The organism is Streptomyces sp. NPDC060035, from assembly GCF_042736635.1.
Lineage (GTDB): Bacteria > Actinomycetota > Actinomycetes > Streptomycetales > Streptomycetaceae > Streptomyces.
Genome location: NZ_JBHWVO010000022.1, coordinates 68,012 through 87,467, shown reverse-complemented (window position 1 = coordinate 87,467; position 19,456 = coordinate 68,012). Strand labels below are relative to the sequence as shown.

General features: G+C 68.6%; 12 protein-coding genes and 1 pseudogene. 8 read left to right on the top strand and 5 right to left on the bottom strand.

All coding sequences use genetic code 11. The annotated features are described in order from the left end of the window. Positions 1-8 precede the first annotated feature (8 nt). The 8 genes and pseudogenes from nusG to ACFWBQ_RS29020 all read left to right on the top strand — a co-directional run bounded on the left by nusG (position 9) and on the right by ACFWBQ_RS29020 (position 12,851). Entirely contained in the window at positions 9-962 is a 954-nt protein-coding gene (gene nusG, locus ACFWBQ_RS29055; RefSeq protein ID WP_385501944.1) for a transcription termination/antitermination protein NusG, read from the top strand. 176 nt (positions 963-1,138) lie between these two features. Then, a complete protein-coding gene (gene rplK / locus ACFWBQ_RS29050) occupies positions 1,139-1,573 on the top strand; it encodes a 50S ribosomal protein L11 (protein ID WP_329208309.1) in 435 nt (144 codons plus the stop codon). Between the two features lie 82 nt (positions 1,574-1,655). Then, positions 1,656-2,378: a 50S ribosomal protein L1 gene (gene rplA / locus ACFWBQ_RS29045; protein ID WP_385501938.1), complete on the top strand. Its 723-nt coding sequence runs from the start codon at positions 1,656-1,658 to the stop codon at positions 2,376-2,378. A 126-nt stretch (positions 2,379-2,504) separates the two neighbouring features. Further along, positions 2,505-3,413, top strand: a pseudogene (locus ACFWBQ_RS29040) (hypothetical protein); the annotation flags it as partial. A 292-nt stretch (positions 3,414-3,705) separates the two neighbouring features. Then, entirely contained in the window at positions 3,706-4,269 is a 564-nt protein-coding gene (rplJ, locus tag ACFWBQ_RS29035) for a 50S ribosomal protein L10 (protein ID WP_383181591.1), read from the top strand. Positions 4,270-4,355: 86 nt separating this feature from the next. Then, a complete protein-coding gene (gene rplL, locus ACFWBQ_RS29030; RefSeq protein WP_329040029.1) occupies positions 4,356-4,739 on the top strand; it encodes a 50S ribosomal protein L7/L12 in 384 nt (127 codons plus the stop codon). 598 nt (positions 4,740-5,337) lie between these two features. Then, the gene (gene rpoB / locus ACFWBQ_RS29025; RefSeq protein ID WP_385501927.1) at positions 5,338-8,823 is read left to right on the top strand and encodes a DNA-directed RNA polymerase subunit beta; all 3,486 of its coding nucleotides are present in this window, start codon (positions 5,338-5,340) and stop codon (positions 8,821-8,823) included. A gap of 128 nt (positions 8,824-8,951) precedes the next feature. Further along, complete coding sequence (locus ACFWBQ_RS29020; RefSeq protein ID WP_385501923.1) at positions 8,952-12,851, top strand: DNA-directed RNA polymerase subunit beta'; 3,900 nt, start codon at positions 8,952-8,954, stop codon at positions 12,849-12,851. Between the two features lie 80 nt (positions 12,852-12,931). Here the strand turns inward: ACFWBQ_RS29020 and ACFWBQ_RS29015 are convergent, their stop codons facing one another. From ACFWBQ_RS29015 to ACFWBQ_RS28995, 5 genes are read right to left on the bottom strand one after another with little or no spacing between them, the layout of a single operon-like run. Further along, positions 12,932-14,074 (bottom strand): M48 family metalloprotease, encoded by a 1,143-nt coding sequence (locus ACFWBQ_RS29015; protein ID WP_385501920.1) that lies wholly within the window; start codon positions 14,072-14,074, stop codon positions 12,932-12,934. Between the two features lie 49 nt (positions 14,075-14,123). Beyond that, complete coding sequence (locus ACFWBQ_RS29010; protein WP_385501914.1) at positions 14,124-14,648, bottom strand: Pycsar system effector family protein; 525 nt, start codon at positions 14,646-14,648, stop codon at positions 14,124-14,126. Then, positions 14,645-16,159, bottom strand: a complete 1,515-nt coding sequence (locus ACFWBQ_RS29005) for a hypothetical protein (RefSeq protein WP_385501912.1) — start codon at positions 16,157-16,159, stop codon at positions 14,645-14,647. The genes ACFWBQ_RS29010 and ACFWBQ_RS29005 overlap by 4 nt, the downstream gene beginning before the upstream one ends. Before the next feature lie 32 nt (positions 16,160-16,191). Further along, on the bottom strand, positions 16,192-18,426 hold the full coding sequence (locus ACFWBQ_RS29000; protein WP_385501909.1) for a hypothetical protein: 2,235 nt from the start codon (positions 18,424-18,426) through the stop codon (positions 16,192-16,194). Then, positions 18,423-19,355, bottom strand: a complete 933-nt coding sequence (locus ACFWBQ_RS28995) for a hypothetical protein (protein ID WP_385501906.1) — start codon at positions 19,353-19,355, stop codon at positions 18,423-18,425. The genes ACFWBQ_RS29000 and ACFWBQ_RS28995 overlap by 4 nt, the downstream gene beginning before the upstream one ends. Positions 19,356-19,456 lie beyond the last annotated feature (101 nt).

Sequence of the window (19,456 nt, the reverse complement as noted above, 5' to 3'; positions counted from 1 at the left end):
CAGCCATCGTGTCTGACCCGAACCTGAACGACGACGCCGAGCCTACGGCGAGCGCCGTCGAGTCCGCCGAGGACGAGCTCGACATCGTCGAGGCGGCAGATGCCGTGGCGCCGGACCAGGTCGAAGCTGCTGACGCCGCTGCGGGCGAGCCCGCCGAGCAGGACGCCGTGCACGTCGAGTCCGACGAGGAAGTGGTGGCCGAGGAGGCCGCCGAGTCCGACGAGGACGCCGCCGACTCCGAGGAGTCCGACGAGGACGCCGCCGATGACGCCGACTCCGAGGAGTCCGACGAGGACGCCGCCGAGTCCGACGAGGACGCGGAGGAGGCCGAACCGGCCGCCCCCGTGGATGCCGTCACCGCCCTGCGCGAGGAGCTGCGCGGTCTGCCCGGCGAGTGGTACGTCATCCACACGTACGCCGGTTACGAGAAGCGCGTGAAGGCCAACCTGGAGCAGCGCGCCGTCTCGCTCAACGTCGAGGACTTCGTCTACCAGGCCGAGGTGCCCGAGGAAGAGATCGTCCAGATCAAGAACGGTGAGCGCAAGAACGTCCGTCAGAACAAGCTCCCGGGATACGTCCTGGTGCGCATGGACCTGACGAACGAGTCCTGGGGTGTTGTCCGCAACACGCCCGGCGTCACCGGCTTCGTGGGCAACGCGTACGACCCGTACCCGCTGACCCTGGACGAGATCGTCAAGATGCTCGCTCCGGAGGCCGAGGAGAAGGCAGCCCGCGAGGCCGCAGAGGCCGAGGGCAAGCCGGTTCCGGCCCGCAAGGTCGAGGTCCAGGTGCTGGACTTCGAGGTGGGCGACTCGGTCACCGTCACCGACGGCCCGTTCGCGACGCTGCAGGCGACGATCAACGAGATCAACGCCGACTCGAAGAAGGTCAAGGGCCTCGTCGAGATCTTCGGTCGCGAAACCCCGGTCGAGCTGAGCTTCGACCAGATCCAGAAGAACTAGCGGTTTCCGCCGGCTTCCGGACACATGCCTACCGAGCAGGTCAGACAGGCTTCGCAGCCGGTCTGACCTGCTCGGTTTTTGGTCGCGCAGCTATACCCGTTATCGTTGTGCGGTATGCCTCCATCCGGATGACCGGAATGGCGGCGAAACACTCTCACTAGGACCCGGAGAGAGCAATGCCTCCCAAGAAGAAGAAGGTCACGGGGCTTATCAAGCTCCAGATCAACGCCGGTGCGGCCAACCCGGCCCCGCCGGTCGGCCCCGCACTGGGCCAGCACGGCGTCAACATCATGGAGTTCTGCAAGGCCTACAACGCCGCGACCGAGTCGCAGCGTGGCATGGTCGTGCCGGTGGAGATCACGGTCTACGACGACCGCTCCTTCACCTTCATCACGAAGACTCCGCCGGCCGCCAAGCTGATCCTCAAGGCTGCGGGCGTGGAGAAGGGCTCCGGCGAGCCGCACAAGACCAAGGTTGCCAAGCTGACGGCTGCCCAGGTCCGCGAGATCGCCACGACGAAGCTCCCCGACCTGAACGCCAACGACCTCGACGCCGCGTCGAAGATCATCGCTGGCACCGCCCGTTCCATGGGCATCACGGTCGAAGGCTGATTCAGCCCCGTAAGCCCTCAGTGGTAGGACCAAGCGCTGGTCCGCACCACGACTCCACACTCTGATAACCACAGGAGTAGAAGTGAAGCGCAGCAAGAACCTCCGCGCTGCGGACGCGAAGATCGACCGGGAGCGCCAGTACGCCCCGCTCGAGGCCGTCCGTATCGCCAAGGAGACCGCCTCCACGAAGTTCGACAGCACCGTCGAGGTCGCGTTTGCCCTGGGCGTTGACCCGCGCAAGGCCGACCAGATGGTCCGTGGCACCGTGAACCTCCCGCACGGCACCGGCAAGACCGCCCGGGTCCTGGTCTTCGCGACCGGTGACCGTGCTGCGGCCGCGGAAGCCGCGGGCGCCGACATCGTCGGCTCCGACGAGCTCATCGACGAGGTGGCGAAGGGCCGTCTGGACTTCGACGCCGTCGTCGCGACCCCGGACCTCATGGGCAAGGTCGGCCGCCTGGGCCGCGTGCTCGGTCCGCGTGGTCTGATGCCGAACCCGAAGACCGGCACCGTCACCCCCGATGTCGTCAAGGCTGTCAACGACATCAAGGGCGGCAAGATCGAGTTCCGCGTCGACAAGCACTCGAACCTGCACTTCATCATCGGCAAGACCTCTTTCGATGACACGAAGCTGGTCGAGAACTACGGCGCGGCGCTCGACGAGATCCTCCGCCTGAAGCCGTCCGCCGCCAAGGGCCGCTTCATCAAGAAGGCGACCCTGAGCACGACGATGGGCGCCGGCATCCCGCTGGACTCCAACCGCGTGCGCAACCTCCTCGTCGAGGAGGACCCGGCCTCCGTCTGAGCACCCGTGCTCACCCGGTAGCCGGTTTCACGGCATGTGACGGGCCCCGCAACCTTTCGAGGTGCGGGGCCCGTCCTCGTATCCGTGGAACGAAATCGTGAGCGAGGGGTGGGGCGGTACACGACGATCACGGCGGTGCGGCGTACAGGAGTCCTGATCGCGGCGGCAGCGGCGCCGGCCTCGGTGGCGGCCTGCGGTGGACCGGACGGTTCCACCGGGTCCCCCAGGGCCGACAAGGACCGCAGCGGCGGTGCAGTGGCCCGGACCGACGCGGTGGCGGCGCTGCGCCTGGTGCAGAGGGAGACCGGCGGGGCCCAGTCGGCCAAGGTCGAGGGCACCACCGTGATGGGCAGCAGCATGTCCATGAAGCAGTCCGGTGCCATCGACTGGTCGGACGGGATCACGGGCGCCCTGGAGATCACGTACACCGGGGGCACCATGGGGGACGCCCTGAAGAAGTCCGGCGGCGACGGCACGATGCAGGCGCGCTACCTCAAGGACGAGTACTACGCCGACATGGGCGACGCGTTCGCCGCGAACGTGGGCGGCAAGCACTGGATCCGCTACGGCTACGCGGAACTCGCCGAGCCGGCGGGGGCCTCCGGTGAGGTCATGAAGGACCAGATGCAGAACAGCACCCCGCAGCAGGGGGTGAAGGCGCTGCCGGCCTCGGGTGACGTCAGGAAGGTCGGCCAGGAGGACGTACGGGGCGTCGCGACGACGCACTACTCGGGCACCGTCGACGTGGCGGAGCTGACCGCGAAGAACTCGGCGCTGGACGCCGGACAGCTTGCTGCCTTCAAGAAGCAGCTCGGCCAACTCGGCATCACGACGGAGACGGTCGACATCCGGGTCGACAAGGACAACCTGCTGGTGAAGAAGACCGAGCGGGGCGACACGACGGCCGGCGAGCTCAATTCGACGGTCTTCTGCAGCGACTACGGCACGGACGCCACGGTGGAGAAGCCGGCGGCCGGCGACACGGTCGACTTCAAGGACATCCTGCAGAAGCAGGGCAATTCGGCGGGCGCCTCCGGAGGCCGGGCGCGTCCTAAACCTCACGCACCGGTCGAACCGGGACGGATTTGCTCCGGGACGCCCCGGTCGCGTACGCTCCACAGGAAGCCAAAGACCGCTGGTCGTTGCCGCGCTCTCGCAAGAGGGACGGCGACCGAAGGATCCGTCGAGAACGGACGACCTGCGCAGGTGACTGTGGAAAGCTCCCGGACTTGTCCGGTCGAGCTACGCCCTGGCGCCTGCGCCGGGGCGTTTCGTCTTTCCCGGCCCTTCTGAGCGGTCCTCATCACCCGGAAGGAGGCCGATGCTCATGGCAAGGCCCGACAAGGCTGCCGCGGTAGCCGAGCTGACGGACCAGTTCCGCAGCTCGAACGCCGCTGTGCTGACCGAGTACCGGGGTCTCACCGTGGCACAGCTCAAGGAGCTGCGCCGTTCGCTCGGTGAGAACGCCCAGTACGCCGTGGTGAAGAACACGCTGACCAAGATTGCGGCCAACGAGGCCGGGATCAACACGCTGGACGACCTGTTCTCGGGTCCGACGGCGGTTGCCTTCGTCACCGGTGACCCGGTGGAGTCGGCGAAGGGTCTTCGTGACTTCGCCAAGGACAACCCCAACCTCATCATCAAGGGCGGTGTCCTTGACGGTAAGGCGCTGTCCGCCGATGAGATCAAGAAGCTCGCGGACCTCGAGTCCCGCGAGGTTCTGCTCGCCAAGCTGGCCGGCGCCATGAAGGGCAAGCAGACTCAGGCTGCGCAGCTCTTCCAGGCTCTGCCGTCGAAGTTCGTCCGCACCGCGGAAGCGCTTCGCGCCAAGAAGGCCGAGCAGGGCGGTGCCGGTACGCCGGCTCCCGCCGACGCCGAGGTGGCGGAGTAACACTCCGCGTCCACGGCTCGCAGCGGGCCCGTACGCCCGCCTACATATACATCCGGCACCTGCCGAATTAGTGGAAGGACGCCATCATGGCGAAGCTCAGCCAGGAAGACCTGCTCGCCCAGTTCGAGGAGCTCACCCTCATCGAGCTCTCCGAGTTCGTTAAGGCGTTCGAGGAGAAGTTCGACGTCACCGCCGCCGCCGCGGTCGCCGTAGCCGGTCCCGCGGGCGCCGGCCCGGCCGCCGAGGCCGCTGAGGAGCAGGACGAGTTCGACGTCATCCTCACGGGTGCCGGCGAGAAGAAGATCCAGGTCATCAAGGTCGTGCGTGAGCTGACCTCGCTGGGTCTCAAGGAGGCCAAGGACCTCGTCGACGGCGCCCCGAAGCCCGTCCTCGAGAAGGTCGCCAAGGAGGCCGCCGAGAAGGCTGCCGAGTCCCTCAAGGGCGCCGGCGCCTCCGTCGAGGTCAAGTGACCCTGCGAGTCATCTGACTCCTCAGGACCGTCTCTGCCGCGAGGCAGGGATGTCACATCGCAAAGGGCGATCACCCAATCGGGTGGTCGCCCTTTGGCGTACCCACGGAGGCTGCCTTGATCTTCCGGCGGCGGCGAGTAGGGTGATCTTCGCCGTGTGTCCCCCAGGGGGCGTCAACAGGCGTCCTGGGGCCCCAGGTGAAGATCGCAGGATGTCCGTCCGGGCCCGGGGGCCTTGACGAACCGCACGCGGCGCGCAATTCTCAGGACGTCGTCATCTCGATCCGGATCCGAGGCATGGATCGAGAACGAAGAGGGCAGTAAAGAAGAGCGCACACCGCGCGAGGGCTATTCATAGGTGTTGAGAACAGCTGTTGAGAGCAACGTGGGTCTCTGAGAACCCCGACTGGACATCAGTGTGCCGCTTGGCTACACTGACCCTTTGCGCTGCCTGTTAGCTGCCTCCTGCCCGTCACCAGGGGCATGCCCACGCCTAGCACCGATGACCGACCTTTCCCTGATCTTGGGATTTCTGTCTCTGTGTGCGGCTTGGGGCCGGTACGCGCGTAGTGAGTCCGAGCCCTCGGAAGGACCCCCTCTTGGCCGCCTCGCGCAACGCCTCGACCTCGAATACGAACAACGGTGCCAGCACCGCCCCGCTGCGCATCTCTTTTGCAAAGATCAGGGAGCCCCTCGAGGTTCCGAACCTCCTCGCGCTGCAGACCGAGAGCTTTGACTGGCTCCTCGGTAATGCCGCCTGGAAGGCTCGCGTCGAGGCTGCTCTGGACAGCGGACAAGACGTCCCCACCAAGTCCGGCCTGGAAGAGATCTTCGAGGAGATTTCGCCGATCGAGGACTTCTCCGGGTCGATGTCGCTCACGTTCCGCGACCACCGGTTCGAGCCCTCGAAGAACTCCATCGACGAGTGCAAGGAGCGCGACTTCACGTTCGCCGCGCCGCTCTTCGTCACGGCCGAGTTCACCAACAACGAGACCGGCGAGATCAAGTCCCAGACGGTCTTCATGGGCGATTTCCCGCTCATGACCAACAAGGGCACCTTCGTCATCAACGGCACCGAGCGTGTCGTCGTGTCGCAGCTGGTCCGCTCGCCGGGTGTCTATTTCGACTCCTCCATCGACAAGACGTCCGACAAGGACATCTTCTCCTCCAAGATCATCCCGTCCCGGGGTGCCTGGCTGGAGATGGAGATCGACAAGCGCGACATGGTCGGTGTCCGTATCGACCGCAAGCGCAAGCAGTCCGTCACCGTTCTCCTGAAGGCTCTCGGTTGGACCACCGAGCAGATCCTCGAGGAGTTCGGCGAGTACGAGTCGATGCGCGCCACCCTGGAGAAGGACCACACCCAGGGCCAGGACGACGCGCTGCTCGACATCTACCGCAAGCTGCGCCCGGGCGAGCCGCCCACGCGTGAGGCTGCTCAGACGCTGCTCGAGAACCTCTACTTCAACCCGAAGCGCTACGACCTCGCGAAGGTCGGCCGCTACAAGGTGAACAAGAAGCTCGGCGCCGACGAGCCGCTCGACGCGGGTGTCCTCACCAGCGACGACATCATCGCGACCATCAAGTACCTGGTGAAGCTGCACGCCGGGGAGACCGAGACGGTCGGCGAGAGCGGTACCCAGATCGTCGTCGAGACCGACGACATCGACCACTTCGGCAACCGTCGTCTGCGTAACGTCGGCGAGCTCATCCAGAACCAGGTCCGTACGGGTCTGGCTCGTATGGAGCGCGTCGTGCGTGAGCGCATGACGACCCAGGACGTCGAAGCGATCACGCCGCAGACCCTGATCAACATCCGGCCGGTCGTCGCCTCCATCAAGGAGTTCTTCGGCACCAGCCAGCTGTCGCAGTTCATGGACCAGAACAACCCGCTGTCGGGTCTCACCCACAAGCGCCGTCTCTCGGCGCTCGGCCCGGGTGGTCTGTCCCGTGAGCGGGCCGGCTTCGAGGTCCGAGACGTGCACCCGTCCCACTACGGACGCATGTGCCCGATCGAGACCCCCGAAGGCCCGAACATCGGTCTGATCGGTTCGCTCGCCTCGTACGGACGCGTCAACGCGTTCGGTTTCGTCGAGACGCCGTACCGCAAGGTCGTCGAGGGTGTCGTCACCGACGACGTCGACTACCTGACCGCCGACGAGGAAGACCGCTTCGTGATCGCCCAGGCGAACGCGACGCTCTCCGAGGACATGCGGTTCACCGAGCCGCGCGTCCTGGTCCGCCGTCGTGGCGGAGAGGTCGACTACATCCCCGGCGACGACGTCGACTACATGGATGTCTCGCCGCGCCAGATGGTGTCGGTCGCGACCGCCATGATCCCGTTCCTCGAGCACGACGACGCCAACCGTGCCCTCATGGGCGCGAACATGATGCGTCAGGCCGTGCCGCTGATCACGTCCGAGGCTCCGCTCGTCGGCACCGGCATGGAGTACCGCTGTGCGGTCGACGCCGGTGACGTCATCAAGGCGGAGAAGGACGGTGTGGTCCAGGAGGTTTCCGCGGACTACATCACCGTCACCAACGACGACGGCACGTACACCACGTACCGCATCGCCAAGTTCTCCCGCTCGAACCAGGGCACCTCGGTCAACCAGAAGGTTGTCGTCGACGAGGGCTCCCGGGTCGTCGAGGGCCAGGTCCTCGCGGACGGTCCGGCCACCGAGCAGGGCGAGATGGCGCTCGGCAAGAACCTCCTCGTGGCGTTCATGCCGTGGGAGGGCCACAACTACGAAGACGCGATCATCCTGTCGCAGCGTCTGGTGCAGGACGACGTCCTCTCCTCGATCCACATTGAGGAGCACGAGGTCGACGCCCGTGACACCAAGCTCGGCCCGGAGGAGATCACCCGGGACATCCCGAACGTCTCCGAAGAGGTCCTCGCGGACCTCGACGAGCGCGGCATCATCCGTATCGGTGCCGAGGTCACGGCCGGGGACATCCTCGTCGGCAAGGTCACGCCCAAGGGTGAGACCGAGCTGACGCCGGAGGAGCGCCTGCTCCGTGCGATCTTCGGTGAGAAGGCGCGCGAGGTGCGCGACACCTCGCTGAAGGTCCCGCACGGCGAGATCGGCAAGATCATCGGCGTCCGCGTCTTCGACCGCGAAGAGGGCGACGAGCTGCCGCCGGGCGTGAACCAGCTGGTCCGCGTCTACGTCGCGCAGAAGCGCAAGATCACCGATGGTGACAAGCTCGCCGGCCGTCACGGCAACAAGGGCGTCATCTCGAAGATCCTGCCGATCGAGGACATGCCGTTCCTGGAGGACGGCACCCCGGTCGACATCATCCTCAACCCGCTGGGTGTCCCGTCCCGAATGAACCCGGGACAGGTCCTGGAGATCCACCTCGGCTGGCTCGCCAGCCGCGGCTGGGACGTCTCCGGCCTCGGTGACGAGTGGGCCAAGCGCCTGCAGTCCATCGGCGCCGACCAGGTCGCCCCCGGCACCAACGTCGCGACCCCCGTCTTCGACGGCGCCCGCGAGGACGAGATCACCGGCCTCTTCGAGGCCACGATCCCGAACCGCGACGGCAACCGGCTGGTCCAGCCCTCGGGCAAGGCCAACCTGTTCGACGGCCGCTCCGGTGAGCCGTTCCCCGAGCCGGTCTCGGTCGGCTACATGTACATCCTCAAGCTGCACCACCTGGTCGACGACAAGCTCCACGCCCGTTCGACCGGACCGTACTCCATGATCACGCAGCAGCCGCTGGGTGGTAAGGCGCAGTTCGGTGGGCAGCGATTCGGTGAGATGGAGGTGTGGGCCCTTGAGGCATACGGCGCCGCATACGCCCTCCAGGAACTGTTGACGATCAAGTCCGACGACGTGACCGGCCGCGTGAAGGTCTACGAGGCGATCGTCAAGGGCGAGAACATCCCCGAGCCCGGCATTCCCGAGTCCTTCAAGGTGCTCATCAAGGAAATGCAGTCGCTCTGCCTCAACGTGGAGGTGCTGTCCTCGGACGGTATGTCCATCGAGATGCGTGACACGGACGAGGACGTCTTCCGCGCGGCGGAGGAGCTCGGTATCGACCTGTCCCGGCGCGAGCCGAGCAGCGTCGAAGAGGTCTGACGGGTTGGCCGGCCGGATCCCAGTGATCCGGCCGGCTCTCCCCGGACCCGTTCAGACCATTGCTGAAGTGCCCCGATTTCTCGCTCAGGCGAGGGGGCTCGAACCCCCGAAAGAGGGATTGACGACAAGTGCTCGACGTCAACTTCTTCGACGAGCTGCGGATCGGCCTTGCCACCGCGGACGACATCCGGACCTGGTCCCACGGCGAAGTGAAGAAGCCGGAGACCATCAACTACCGCACGCTCAAGCCCGAAAAGGACGGACTCTTCTGCGAGAAGATCTTCGGTCCGACCCGGGACTGGGAGTGCTACTGCGGCAAGTACAAGCGTGTCCGCTTCAAGGGCATCATTTGTGAGCGTTGTGGCGTCGAGGTCACGCGCGCCAAGGTGCGTCGTGAGCGCATGGGCCACATCGAGCTTGCCGCTCCCGTCACCCACATCTGGTACTTCAAGGGCGTCCCGTCGCGCCTGGGCTACCTGCTGGACCTCGCGCCGAAGGACCTCGAGAAGGTCATCTACTTCGCCGCGTACATGATCACGTTCGTCGACGAGGAGCGCCGCACGCGCGACCTCCCGTCGCTGGAGGCGCATGTCTCCGTCGAGCGCCAGCAGGTCGAGAACCGTCGCGACTCGGACCTCGAGAACCGTGCCAAGAAGCTCGAGACCGACCTCGGCGAGCTCGAGGCCGAGGGCGCCAAGGCCGACGTGCGCCGCAAGGTGCGCGAAGGTGCCGAGCGTGAGATGAAGCAGCTGCGCGACCGTGCGCAGCGCGAGATCGACCGTCTCGACGAGGTGTGGAGCCGCTTCAAGAACCTCAAGGTCCAGGACCTCGAGGGCGACGAGCTGCTCTACCGCGAGCTGCGTGACCGCTTCGGCACGTACTTCGACGGCTGCATGGGTGCTGCTGCCCTGCAGAAGCGCCTGGAGTCCTTCGACCTCAACGAGGAGGCCGAGCGCCTCCGCGAGATCATCCGTACCGGCAAGGGCCAGAAGAAGACCCGTGCGCTCAAGCGCCTCAAGGTCGTCTCCGCGTTCCTGCAGACGAGCAACAAGCCCAAGGGCATGGTGCTCGACTGCGTGCCGGTCATCCCGCCGGACCTGCGTCCGATGGTGCAGCTGGACGGTGGCCGCTTCGCGACCTCCGACCTGAACGACCTGTACCGCCGTGTGATCAACCGCAACAACCGCCTCAAGCGTCTCCTTGACCTCGGTGCCCCCGAGATCATCGTGAACAACGAGAAGCGGATGCTGCAGGAGGCCGTCGACGCACTGTTCGACAACGGCCGCCGCGGTCGCCCGGTCACCGGTCCCGGTAACCGCCCCCTGAAGTCCCTCAGCGACATGCTGAAGGGCAAGCAGGGCCGTTTCCGTCAGAACCTCCTCGGCAAGCGTGTGGACTACTCCGCGCGTTCCGTGATCGTCGTCGGTCCGCAGCTCAAGCTGCACCAGTGCGGTCTGCCGAAGGCGATGGCGCTGGAGCTCTTCAAGCCGTTCGTGATGAAGCGCCTGGTGGACCTGAACCACGCGCAGAACATCAAGTCGGCCAAGCGCATGGTCGAGCGTGGCCGCACCGTCGTGTACGACGTCCTCGAAGAGGTCATCGCCGAGCACCCGGTGCTGCTGAACCGTGCACCCACCCTGCACCGACTCGGCATCCAGGCCTTCGAGCCGCAGCTGGTCGAGGGCAAGGCCATCCAGATCCACCCGCTCGTCTGCACCGCGTTCAACGCGGACTTCGACGGTGACCAGATGGCCGTGCACCTTCCGCTCTCCGCGGAGGCGCAGGCCGAGGCCCGCATCCTGATGCTGTCCTCGAACAACATCCTGAAGCCGGCGGACGGCCGTCCCGTCACCATGCCTACCCAGGACATGGTGCTGGGCCTCTTCTTCCTCACCACGGACGAGGAGGAGCGCAAGGTCATCGGTCAGGGCCGGGCGTTCGGTTCGACCGCCGAGGCCATCATGGCCTTCGACGCCCGCGAGCTCTCGCTCCAGGCGCAGGTCGACATCCGCTTCCCGGTGGGCACCATCCCGCCGCGTGGCTGGGTGCCGCCGGTCGCCGAGGAGGGCGAGCCCGAGTACCAGCCGGGTGACACCTTCCGGCTGCGTACGAGCCTGGGCCGCGCGCTCTTCAACGAGCTGCTGCCCGAGGACTACCCGTTCGTCGACTACTCGGTGGGCAAGAAGCAGCTCTCCGAGATCGTCAACGACCTGGCCGAGCGTTACCCCAAGGTCATCGTGGCGGCGACGCTCGACAACCTGAAGGCCGCGGGCTTCCACTGGGCGACCCGTTCCGGGGTCACCGTCTCTGTTGCCGACATCGTCGTCCCCGAGGCCAAGAAGGCCATCGTCAAGGGCTACGAGGAGCAGGACGAGAAGGTCCAGAAGCAGTACGAGCGCGGTCTGATCACCAAGGACGAGCGCACGCAGGAGCTCATCGCGATCTGGACCAAGGCGACCAACGAGGTTGCCGAGGCGATGAACGCGAACTTCCCGAAGACGAACCCCATCTTCATGATGGTTGACTCGGGTGCCCGAGGAAACATGATGCAGATGCGTCAGATCGCGGGTATGCGTGGTCTGGTGTCGAACGCGAAGAACGAGACCATCCCGCGTCCGATCAAGGCGTCCTTCCGTGAGGGCCTCACCGTTCTGGAGTACTTCATCTCCACGCACGGTGCCCGTAAGGGTCTGGCGGACACCGCCCTGCGTACCGCCGACTCGGGTTACCTGACCCGTCGTCTGGTGGACGTCTCGCAGGACGTGATCATCCGCGAGGAGGACTGCGGCACCGACCGCGGCCTCAAGCTGAAGATCGCCGTCAAGGGTGCGGACGGTGTGCTCCGCAAGACGGAGGATGTCGAGACCTCGGTCTACGCCCGCATGCTCGCCGAGGACGTCGTCATCGACGGCAAGGTCATCGCGCCTGCCAACGTCGACCTCGGTGACGTCCTGATCGACGCCCTCGTGGGCGCCGGCGTCGAGGAGGTCAAGACCCGCTCGGTCCTGACCTGTGAGTCCGCGGTCGGCACCTGTGCCTTCTGCTACGGACGCTCGCTCGCCACCGGCAAGCTGGTCGACATCGGTGAGGCGGTCGGCATCATCGCCGCCCAGTCCATCGGTGAGCCCGGTACCCAGCTGACGATGCGTACCTTCCACACCGGTGGTGTGGCCGGTGACGACATCACGCAGGGTCTGCCCCGAGTCGTCGAGCTCTTCGAGGCCCGTACGCCCAAGGGTGTCGCCCCGATCTCGGAGGCCAAGGGCCGTGTCCGGATCGAGGAGACCGAGAAGACCAAGAAGCTCGTCGTCACGCCGGACGACGGCAGCGAGGAGACGCCGTTCCCGATCTCCAAGCGTGCCCGTCTGCTGGTCGGCGAGGGCGACGCGGTCGAGGTGGGCCAGAAGCTCACCGTCGGTGCCACGAACCCGCACGACGTGCTGCGGATCCTCGGTCAGCGCGCGGTCCAGGTCCACCTGGTCGGCGAAGTCCAGAAGGTCTACAACTCGCAGGGCGTGTCGATCCACGACAAGCACATCGAGATCATCATCCGGCAGATGCTGCGCCGCGTGACGATCATCGAGTCCGGCGACGCGGAGCTGCTGCCGGGCGAGCTCGTCGAGCGGTCGAAGTTCGAGGTCGAGAACCGTCGTGTGGTCACCGAGGGCGGTCACCCCGCCTCCGGCCGTCCGCAGCTGATGGGTATCACCAAGGCCTCGCTCGCCACCGAGTCGTGGCTGTCGGCGGCGTCCTTCCAGGAGACGACCAGGGTTCTGACCGACGCGGCGATCAACGCCAAGTCGGACTCCCTGATCGGCCTCAAGGAGAACGTCATCATCGGTAAGCTCATCCCGGCCGGTACGGGTCTGTCCCGCTACCGCAACATCCGGGTCGAGCCGACCGAGGAGGCCAAGGCCGCGATGTACTCGGCCGTCGGCTACGACGACATCGACTACTCGCCGTTCGGCACGGGCTCCGGCCAGGCCGTTCCGCTGGAGGACTACGACTACGGTCCGTACAACCAGTAAGCGAGTCGCTTGATACGACCGAAGGGCGGTCACCCCGTTTCGTACGGGGTGGCCGCCCTTCGGCGTGTCCGGCTCCGGTGTCACCGCGGTGGACGGTCGTCGAGGTAGGGCTGGAGGCGCCGCAGCCGGTCCGCGTAGTCGGGGTGCGAGGACAGCAGCTTGGCGAGACCGCCGGTACGGGGGGCCCTGGCGCCCGCAGCCGCGTACCGGGCCTCCTCGTGCGTCTGCATGGTGTGCAGGACCCCGGCGAGGGGGTGTGCGAAGCCCAGGCCGGCCGCGTGGGCGTCGGCCCGGAGCTCGGCTCTCCTGTTGACCAGGGCCAGCAGGTACGGAGCGACCGCCATCGGCAGGACGATCATCCAGGCCGCCGCTACGAAGGCCAGGACACCGCAGCCGAACAGCAGGAACAGGAATCCTGTCGCCGGCAGCGAGATGACGCGTGCCACGCGCAGCGCGAGCCTCGACATTCCGCGTATCGCCCGCCAGGTCAGCTCGGCCGGCTGCGCGTACCACTGGCCCAGCAGGGAGGCCCAGGCGTGGCCGCCCGTGTGGTGGCCGAGTTCGTGGGCGAGCGCGGCGGCCAGCTGGCCGTTGGGCAGGTGGTTCAGCGAGAAGGTGGTGACGCCGACGATGTGGCCGGCCGCGGCGTACGCGTTGATGCCGTCGTTCTCCTCGATCCACAGCTCGTACCGCTGATGGTCGACGCCCGCCCGCGCCGTGACCTCGCGCCACACCGGCTCCAGCCGGGCCCGTTCGGCAGGGGTCGGAGCACGTAGCCGCAGCAGCGTGCGGGCGAGGAGGCTCTCCGTGGGGCGGTGGAAGACCAGTGCGCCGCTGAGCACCCAGACGGTGATGGGAAGCCAGGCCGCCGACCCGAAGAACGCCGTCGAGAAGCCGGTCACCACGGCGAGGCTGCAGAGGAACGCGGGTACCTGTACGAGGAGCCGGCTCAGCGCGGTGGCGTCCGCGCCCCGTTGGCGGGCGGTGAGGTGGACGCGCCGCTGCTCGAAGTCCATCTCGTGGGGGTGGCGCTCCGGCTGGGCCGGCACGGGGTTCGGGACCGGGCCTGGAGTCCCGGGATATCCGGGGGGAGGTGTGCCGGGGTATTGGGGTGCGGTGTTCGCGGGCGTGCCGGGGTATCGGGGCGCGGGGTCCGTCGCGTGGGCGATGGTGCGCCGTGGGTACTCGGGCGGTGGTCCGTCGTGGCCGGGCGGGTGGGTCATCGGTCTCCTCGGGTGTGCGGGACGGGCGCGGTCCTGGTGATGGGGCGGCTCAGCCCAGGAGTCCCGCGACCGGGAAGAAGAAGGTGCTGAGGAAGAAGGCGGCCAGGCCGATCCGTATCCAGCGGTGCTTGTCCGCGACGATGCGGCTGGTCTCCGCCAGTGAGACGAGCAGGGCTTCGGCCGGGGAGCGGGCGGTGTCGGCCAGGGCCTGCGCCAGCAGGCCCTGGGACGAGGCCCGCCGGGTGTCGGCGAAGTAGGTGAGCGTCTGCCCCGGTGCCCAGGTGCTCGGCCGGTACCGCGGCAGGATCGCCATGAGCAGGGACAGCAGTGCCAGTGCCACGCAGCAGGCCCCGGCCCACCACAGCACGCTGCTGAATCCGCTCAGATCCCACGGGCGCCAGCGCCTGGCCGTCAGGAAACCGCTGACGACCCCCACGGTCACCCCGAGGGCCCCGGCAAGTACCGCGGCCTTGCTGTCGGCGCGTGCGATCTCGCTGCGGGCGTCGGTGAGCAGCCGGCCGGCTGCCTCCAGGGAGGCGGCGTCCCGGCGCACCCCGGCCGGGTCGGCCGTCATGACGGCCGGCCTTCCCGGTCCGTGGCGGCGGAGGGCTCGTCCTGAGCCTCGGGGGTGGCGCCCTGCGGCGGGGCGGCGAAGGGCATGGCGGGCATCGGAGGCGGGGTGGCGGCCGGCACGGTGGGTACGCCGGGAGGCTGCGGGGGCGGGAAGCCGTAGGGCGGTGGCACGGCCGGCCCGGGCGGGGCCCCGACCGGGGGGCCGTACGGAGGCTGCCGGACCGGCGGCGGTCCGTAGGTCTGCGGCACCGGTGCGTACCCGTCGAAGGGCGGTGCCCCGACCGCCGCCCCGGCGGCCGGGGGGTGGGATTCGGCCACCGGTGGTTCGGCGACGGGCTGCCCGGGGACGGCGCCGGGCGGCGACGGCGGCGCGGGGAGTGCGCCGTCCGCCGGTGCTAGCGGGGCCGGCGGGGCCGGGGTCGGTACGGTGTCGGCCACTCCCGGCAGCCGCTGCGCAAGGATCTCGGTGACGGTCCTGAGCGCGAGCTCCTTGGGCCCGTCGAGCTCGAACGCCTCCGCGTGCTTGCCCCCGAGCAGCTCCGAGACCAGCTCCTTCTGCTGCTGGATCAGCCGTAGCTGGTCGTCACGCATGGACTGCATCACCAGCCGGGAGTCCTCCGGGTGTTCGGAGAGGTGGAGTGCCCATGCGTGCACCCCGCCGTGCTGGAGGTGGTAGGCGTAGAAATTGATCTTCTGCGCCTGCAGGGCCTGGAGTTCGAGGTCCTGGCGACCCGCGAGCAGCGCGTGCTGGTGCTGGAGCGCCTGTTGCTGCATGGCCAGTTCGTGCTGCTGCCGCTGGTGTTCGAGGGACCTCCCCGTCAGGAGCAGGTCCTGCTGCCGGGAGCGGCGGTCGACCTCCATATCGATGTCCATGCCGCGCTGGGCGATGAGGACCTGCTCCGCGCTCTGGTGCTCGATGGCCTGCTTGCGCTTCTCGTGCGCGATGTTGTCGTCGTCCCGGCGTAGTCGCACGGTCCAGGTGACCAGGAGTCCGGCCGTCGCCCCCAGCGGCCCCTGCGCCTGTACCGCCCGCAGCACCGCCTGCTCGGCCTCGGAACTGCGGTGGACGGGGAACGCCCGGGTGACCGGCCGCGCGGCCTGCTGCAGTTCGCCGAGCAGGAGTTCGGGGACGTGGCGGTGGCCGCTCCTGACGAACACGTCCGGTTCCAGGACCTGCCAGGACAGGTCGACCGCCACCCCGAACTCGAACGCGTCGTTGTCGCTGGGCAGGGCCAGCTCCGTCCTCACCGGATGGATCCCCATGTCCACCTCGTAGACGGCGGTGTAGCGCCGCGTCGCCATGTCCGCGCGTACGGGGCGGTGGGGCGGCAGGAAGGTGTCGTACTCGCCCCTGGAGGTGACGAACACCAGCGCGTGATCGATCTGGGTGACCGGCTTGCGGGTCACGTACTCGAAGCGCGTCAGCTGCCGCACGGTCAGCACCGGATCGGTCAGCTGCGTGTGGCGGTCGGCGCTCTGCTGCCATTCGGGCGGACGGCGGAAGTCGGCCATCGGAACTCTTCTCCTTGAAGGGTGAGGGTGGTTCAGCCTGGATCGACGACGGCCAGCAGCCGGCCCGCGACCGGAGGCGGCGTCGTACCGCCGTCCTCGGCGGGCATCGTGCGCAGCAGATGGGCGAGCCGCCTGCGGTCGGTGTCGGTCTCGACGAGGTCGGGCAGCAGCGCGGCCAGAGCCGCCTCCGCGCGGGGGGAATGGTCCGCGGACCACGTCCATGCGCGCAGGACCCCGAGGGCGTCCTCCGTGTGGTGGCGGTCGCGGAGAGCGGCTGTCCACAGGCCCGCGATGTCCCGGGTCTGAGGGGCGCGCGCGGCGGCAGCCACGGCGTACCACTCGAGCAGCGGGGCCGGGGACGCCGTGGAATCGCTGTCCTCGGGGTGCGCACACGCGGACAGGAAGGAACGCAGGGCGAGATCGCGCAGGGCGGGTTCGTCGCCCAGCCAGCCCCCCATCTCCGCAAGCACCTGCCCGCCGGCCGGGGAGAGCAGCAACAGGGCCACGGACGACGCGAGTTCGTCGATCTCCTCGGCGAGCCCGCCGGTGTCGCCGCCGAGTCCGTCACCCGCCATGAAGTGCGTACGGGCCACGGAGCGCAGGGCCTGCAGCGCCTCCGCCGGATGGGCGGGGCCGATCAGGGCATAGGCGCGGATCGCCGCCCAGCGTTCCCTGCGGTCGCCGCCCGCGCACCAACTGCTGAGGATTCGCAGGACGTTGGGGGCCCCGAGGAAGTGGGCCAGGGTGAGGGCGTTCACCGCGACGAGTCGCTGACGGTAGCGGCGCGACGTGGCCCAGCGGGTGATGACGAGGGCCATCGCCGACGGCAGGTCCGCCGCGGCGAGTACGGCTGCGGTCGAGGCGGCGCGGGTCCGTACGAGGGGGCGTCCGTCGTCGGCGAGCCTGTCCAGCCACGCCACCAGGGCCGGGCGGGCGGACGGGTGGCCGGTCCACACCTCACGCAGCAGGACAAGGGCGGCGCGGTCGTCGCGGTACCGGGCCTTGCGCTGGGCGACCGGGCCCCACTCGGTCACCTCGTTCTCCTCGTACCGCTCGGCGCGCGCCCGGTTCAGCCGACCGCTTGCCGCGTTGCCGAAGACGGGTACGAGGGGAGGCTTCGAGGGGTCCTCGGTCTTCTGGAGCAGCGCGTACAGCACATCGCTCAGCTCGGCGGTCAGGGCGTACGGAGCCTCGTTGAACGCGGCGAGCGAGACGAGGAAGGCCTTGTCGGAGAGGGAGGCCGACGGATCACCGAACCACTCCTCGACCTGGCTCTCCAGAGCCGCGAGGGAGAAGTGCTCCAGGTCGTGCCCGGCGGCCCGGCCGAGGGCGATGCGCGCCAGCAGCCGGGCGAAGGCGGCCACCTCGCGCAGCTGGTGGCCGCGGTCGAGGAACTCCTTGACGGAACTGTGCTCCAGCAGCGCGGCCACGGCGTCCGCTCCGGGGCCTGCGTGGTCGTCCAGCAGCGCCGCCAGATGTGCCTCCAGGACGGCACGCGACTGCGGGGGCTGCCAGTGCGCGACGGGTACGTCCTCCAGCGCCGCGGCCGGATCCACGGTGATCACCAGATGGGCGTCCTGCTCGACGAGCCTCTCGCGCAGGGCCAGCAGGTGCGTGTCGCGCAGGGGCTGGGCACGGCGGAGCGCGAGGTCGCAGAGCACATGGCCGCGGGTGCCGTCGAGCAGCCCGGCCAGTGCGGCGGGGGTGGTGTCGCGGTCGAGGGAGCGTACGGAAGTGGCGCCCAGCCGGTTCAGGAGCATCAGGGCGGCGGTGCGGCGGCCGGTGAAGTGCTGGCCGGAAAGCACGAGGACACGTTCCGTCCTCAGCCGCTCCACGAGTCCGGCGAACGCCGACCCGTCCCCGCCGGGCACGAACAGGACAGCCGTCCGGTCCAGGCTGTCCTGCGGGATCAGGCCGGAGGTGTGCGTGTCGCTGGGGACCCCGAGCTGATAGATCTCGGTCTTGGAGCCCATGATCACGTCGCCGACGACGTGTCCGCCGCTGACGCCGTGCTGGTCGCGGCCGCTCAGCCCGCCCTCGAAGCGTGCCGACGCGCCGACCATGATGGCGGGACTGTGCGCGTAGAGGTCGCGGCGCGCGCTCCAGGCGTCCTGCGGCTGTTCCGCCTCCTCCTCCGGGGCGTCGGATGCGGGGGAGGGCGCGCCGTCCCCGGGCTGAGGTGCCTCCGGTGCGTCGGGAGCGCCGCCGGGGTTGTCGGAGGCGCTGCCGGGACCGTGGCCGGCCGGCTCGGCCGGCTCCTGGCTCATCGGTGGTCACCCCCGTCCGCGGGCGTGTCGCAGGGGCGGGGACCGCGCAGACCCTCGGGGCGGCCGTCGCCGGTACTGCCGAGCACCACGTCTCCGCCGACGTGCCCGCCGCTCACCCCGTGCAGGTCACCGCCGACCAGGCTGCCGCCGAAGGAGGGCGCGCCGCCTCGGAAGTGGAACACGGCACCGCCCGCCGTCCCGGATGCCGGGCCGCCGGAGGAGCCCCCGTCCACCCCCTCCGGCGACCCGCCGGCGGCGCCCCCGTGCGCCGCCCTCCCCGTGGCGGGGGTGACGCCCCCGTGCGCCGCCTCCCCCGTGCCGGCCGCGGCGCCCCCGTGCGCCGCGACCGTTCCCGCCCCTGGCACCGGGCCGTGCAGCCAGGCCTTCATCGGGCCGTTCTTGCCTGCCACGGTGATGGGGCGGAACTCTTCCGGCACGATGCCGGGATGGCCGTGCCGGACGATCCCGCGGTGCACGTCCTCCGACACGCACAGCGCCAGATCGCCCGTACGTTCGCGCAGGGCGGCCCGCAGCACGTCGCCGTCCAGCAGCCGGCAGGCATGGTTCAGGTCGGAGCCCACCCAGCCGTCCCGCTCGTCGATCGCGACGTACCCCGTGGCGAGGACGGCCCGCAGCCGGATCTGGGCGCTGCTCGACGCCATCCGGTTGACCCCGTGCAGCTGTACGGGGGTCTCGGTCAGCAGCGCCCGCAGCAGCGTGGTCACCGAGGCGTTCGCGTCGATCAGCTCCATGACCGCGTCGCCCCGGTCGGCGCGGACCCGCCGGTCCTCCCCGATCCCGGCCGCTGTGAGCGTGCGGTCGGCGATGTCGTAGAGCATGCGCCGCAGGTAGTTCTGCTCGATGTCGTCGCGTTCGCTGAAGCGCTCGATGTCGAACAGCAGGATGGTGCGGCTCACGGGGTCGGTCATGGCTGCCTCTCGGTGATCTGCGAGTGGCAGCAGCCTGGGCCCGCCGGATCCGGACCGGTGAGGGCAGATGACTCACTGAAAGTGTGACCGTGTGTACGTAC

Coding starts and splice junctions, on each gene's coding strand:
- rplK (WP_329208309.1), top strand. CDS start 1,139: ATGCCTCCCAAGAAGAAGAAGGTCACGGGGCTTATCAAGCTCCAGATC.
- rplJ (WP_383181591.1), top strand. CDS start 3,706: ATGGCAAGGCCCGACAAGGCTGCCGCGGTAGCCGAGCTGACGGACCAG.
- rplL (WP_329040029.1), top strand. CDS start 4,356: ATGGCGAAGCTCAGCCAGGAAGACCTGCTCGCCCAGTTCGAGGAGCTC.
- ACFWBQ_RS29015 (WP_385501920.1), bottom strand. CDS start 14,074: ATGACCCACCCGCCCGGCCACGACGGACCACCGCCCGAGTACCCACGG.
- ACFWBQ_RS29010 (WP_385501914.1), bottom strand. CDS start 14,648: ATGACGGCCGACCCGGCCGGGGTGCGCCGGGACGCCGCCTCCCTGGAG.
- ACFWBQ_RS29005 (WP_385501912.1), bottom strand. CDS start 16,159: ATGGCCGACTTCCGCCGTCCGCCCGAATGGCAGCAGAGCGCCGACCGC.
- ACFWBQ_RS29000 (WP_385501909.1), bottom strand. CDS start 18,426: ATGAGCCAGGAGCCGGCCGAGCCGGCCGGCCACGGTCCCGGCAGCGCC.
- ACFWBQ_RS28995 (WP_385501906.1), bottom strand. CDS start 19,355: ATGACCGACCCCGTGAGCCGCACCATCCTGCTGTTCGACATCGAGCGC.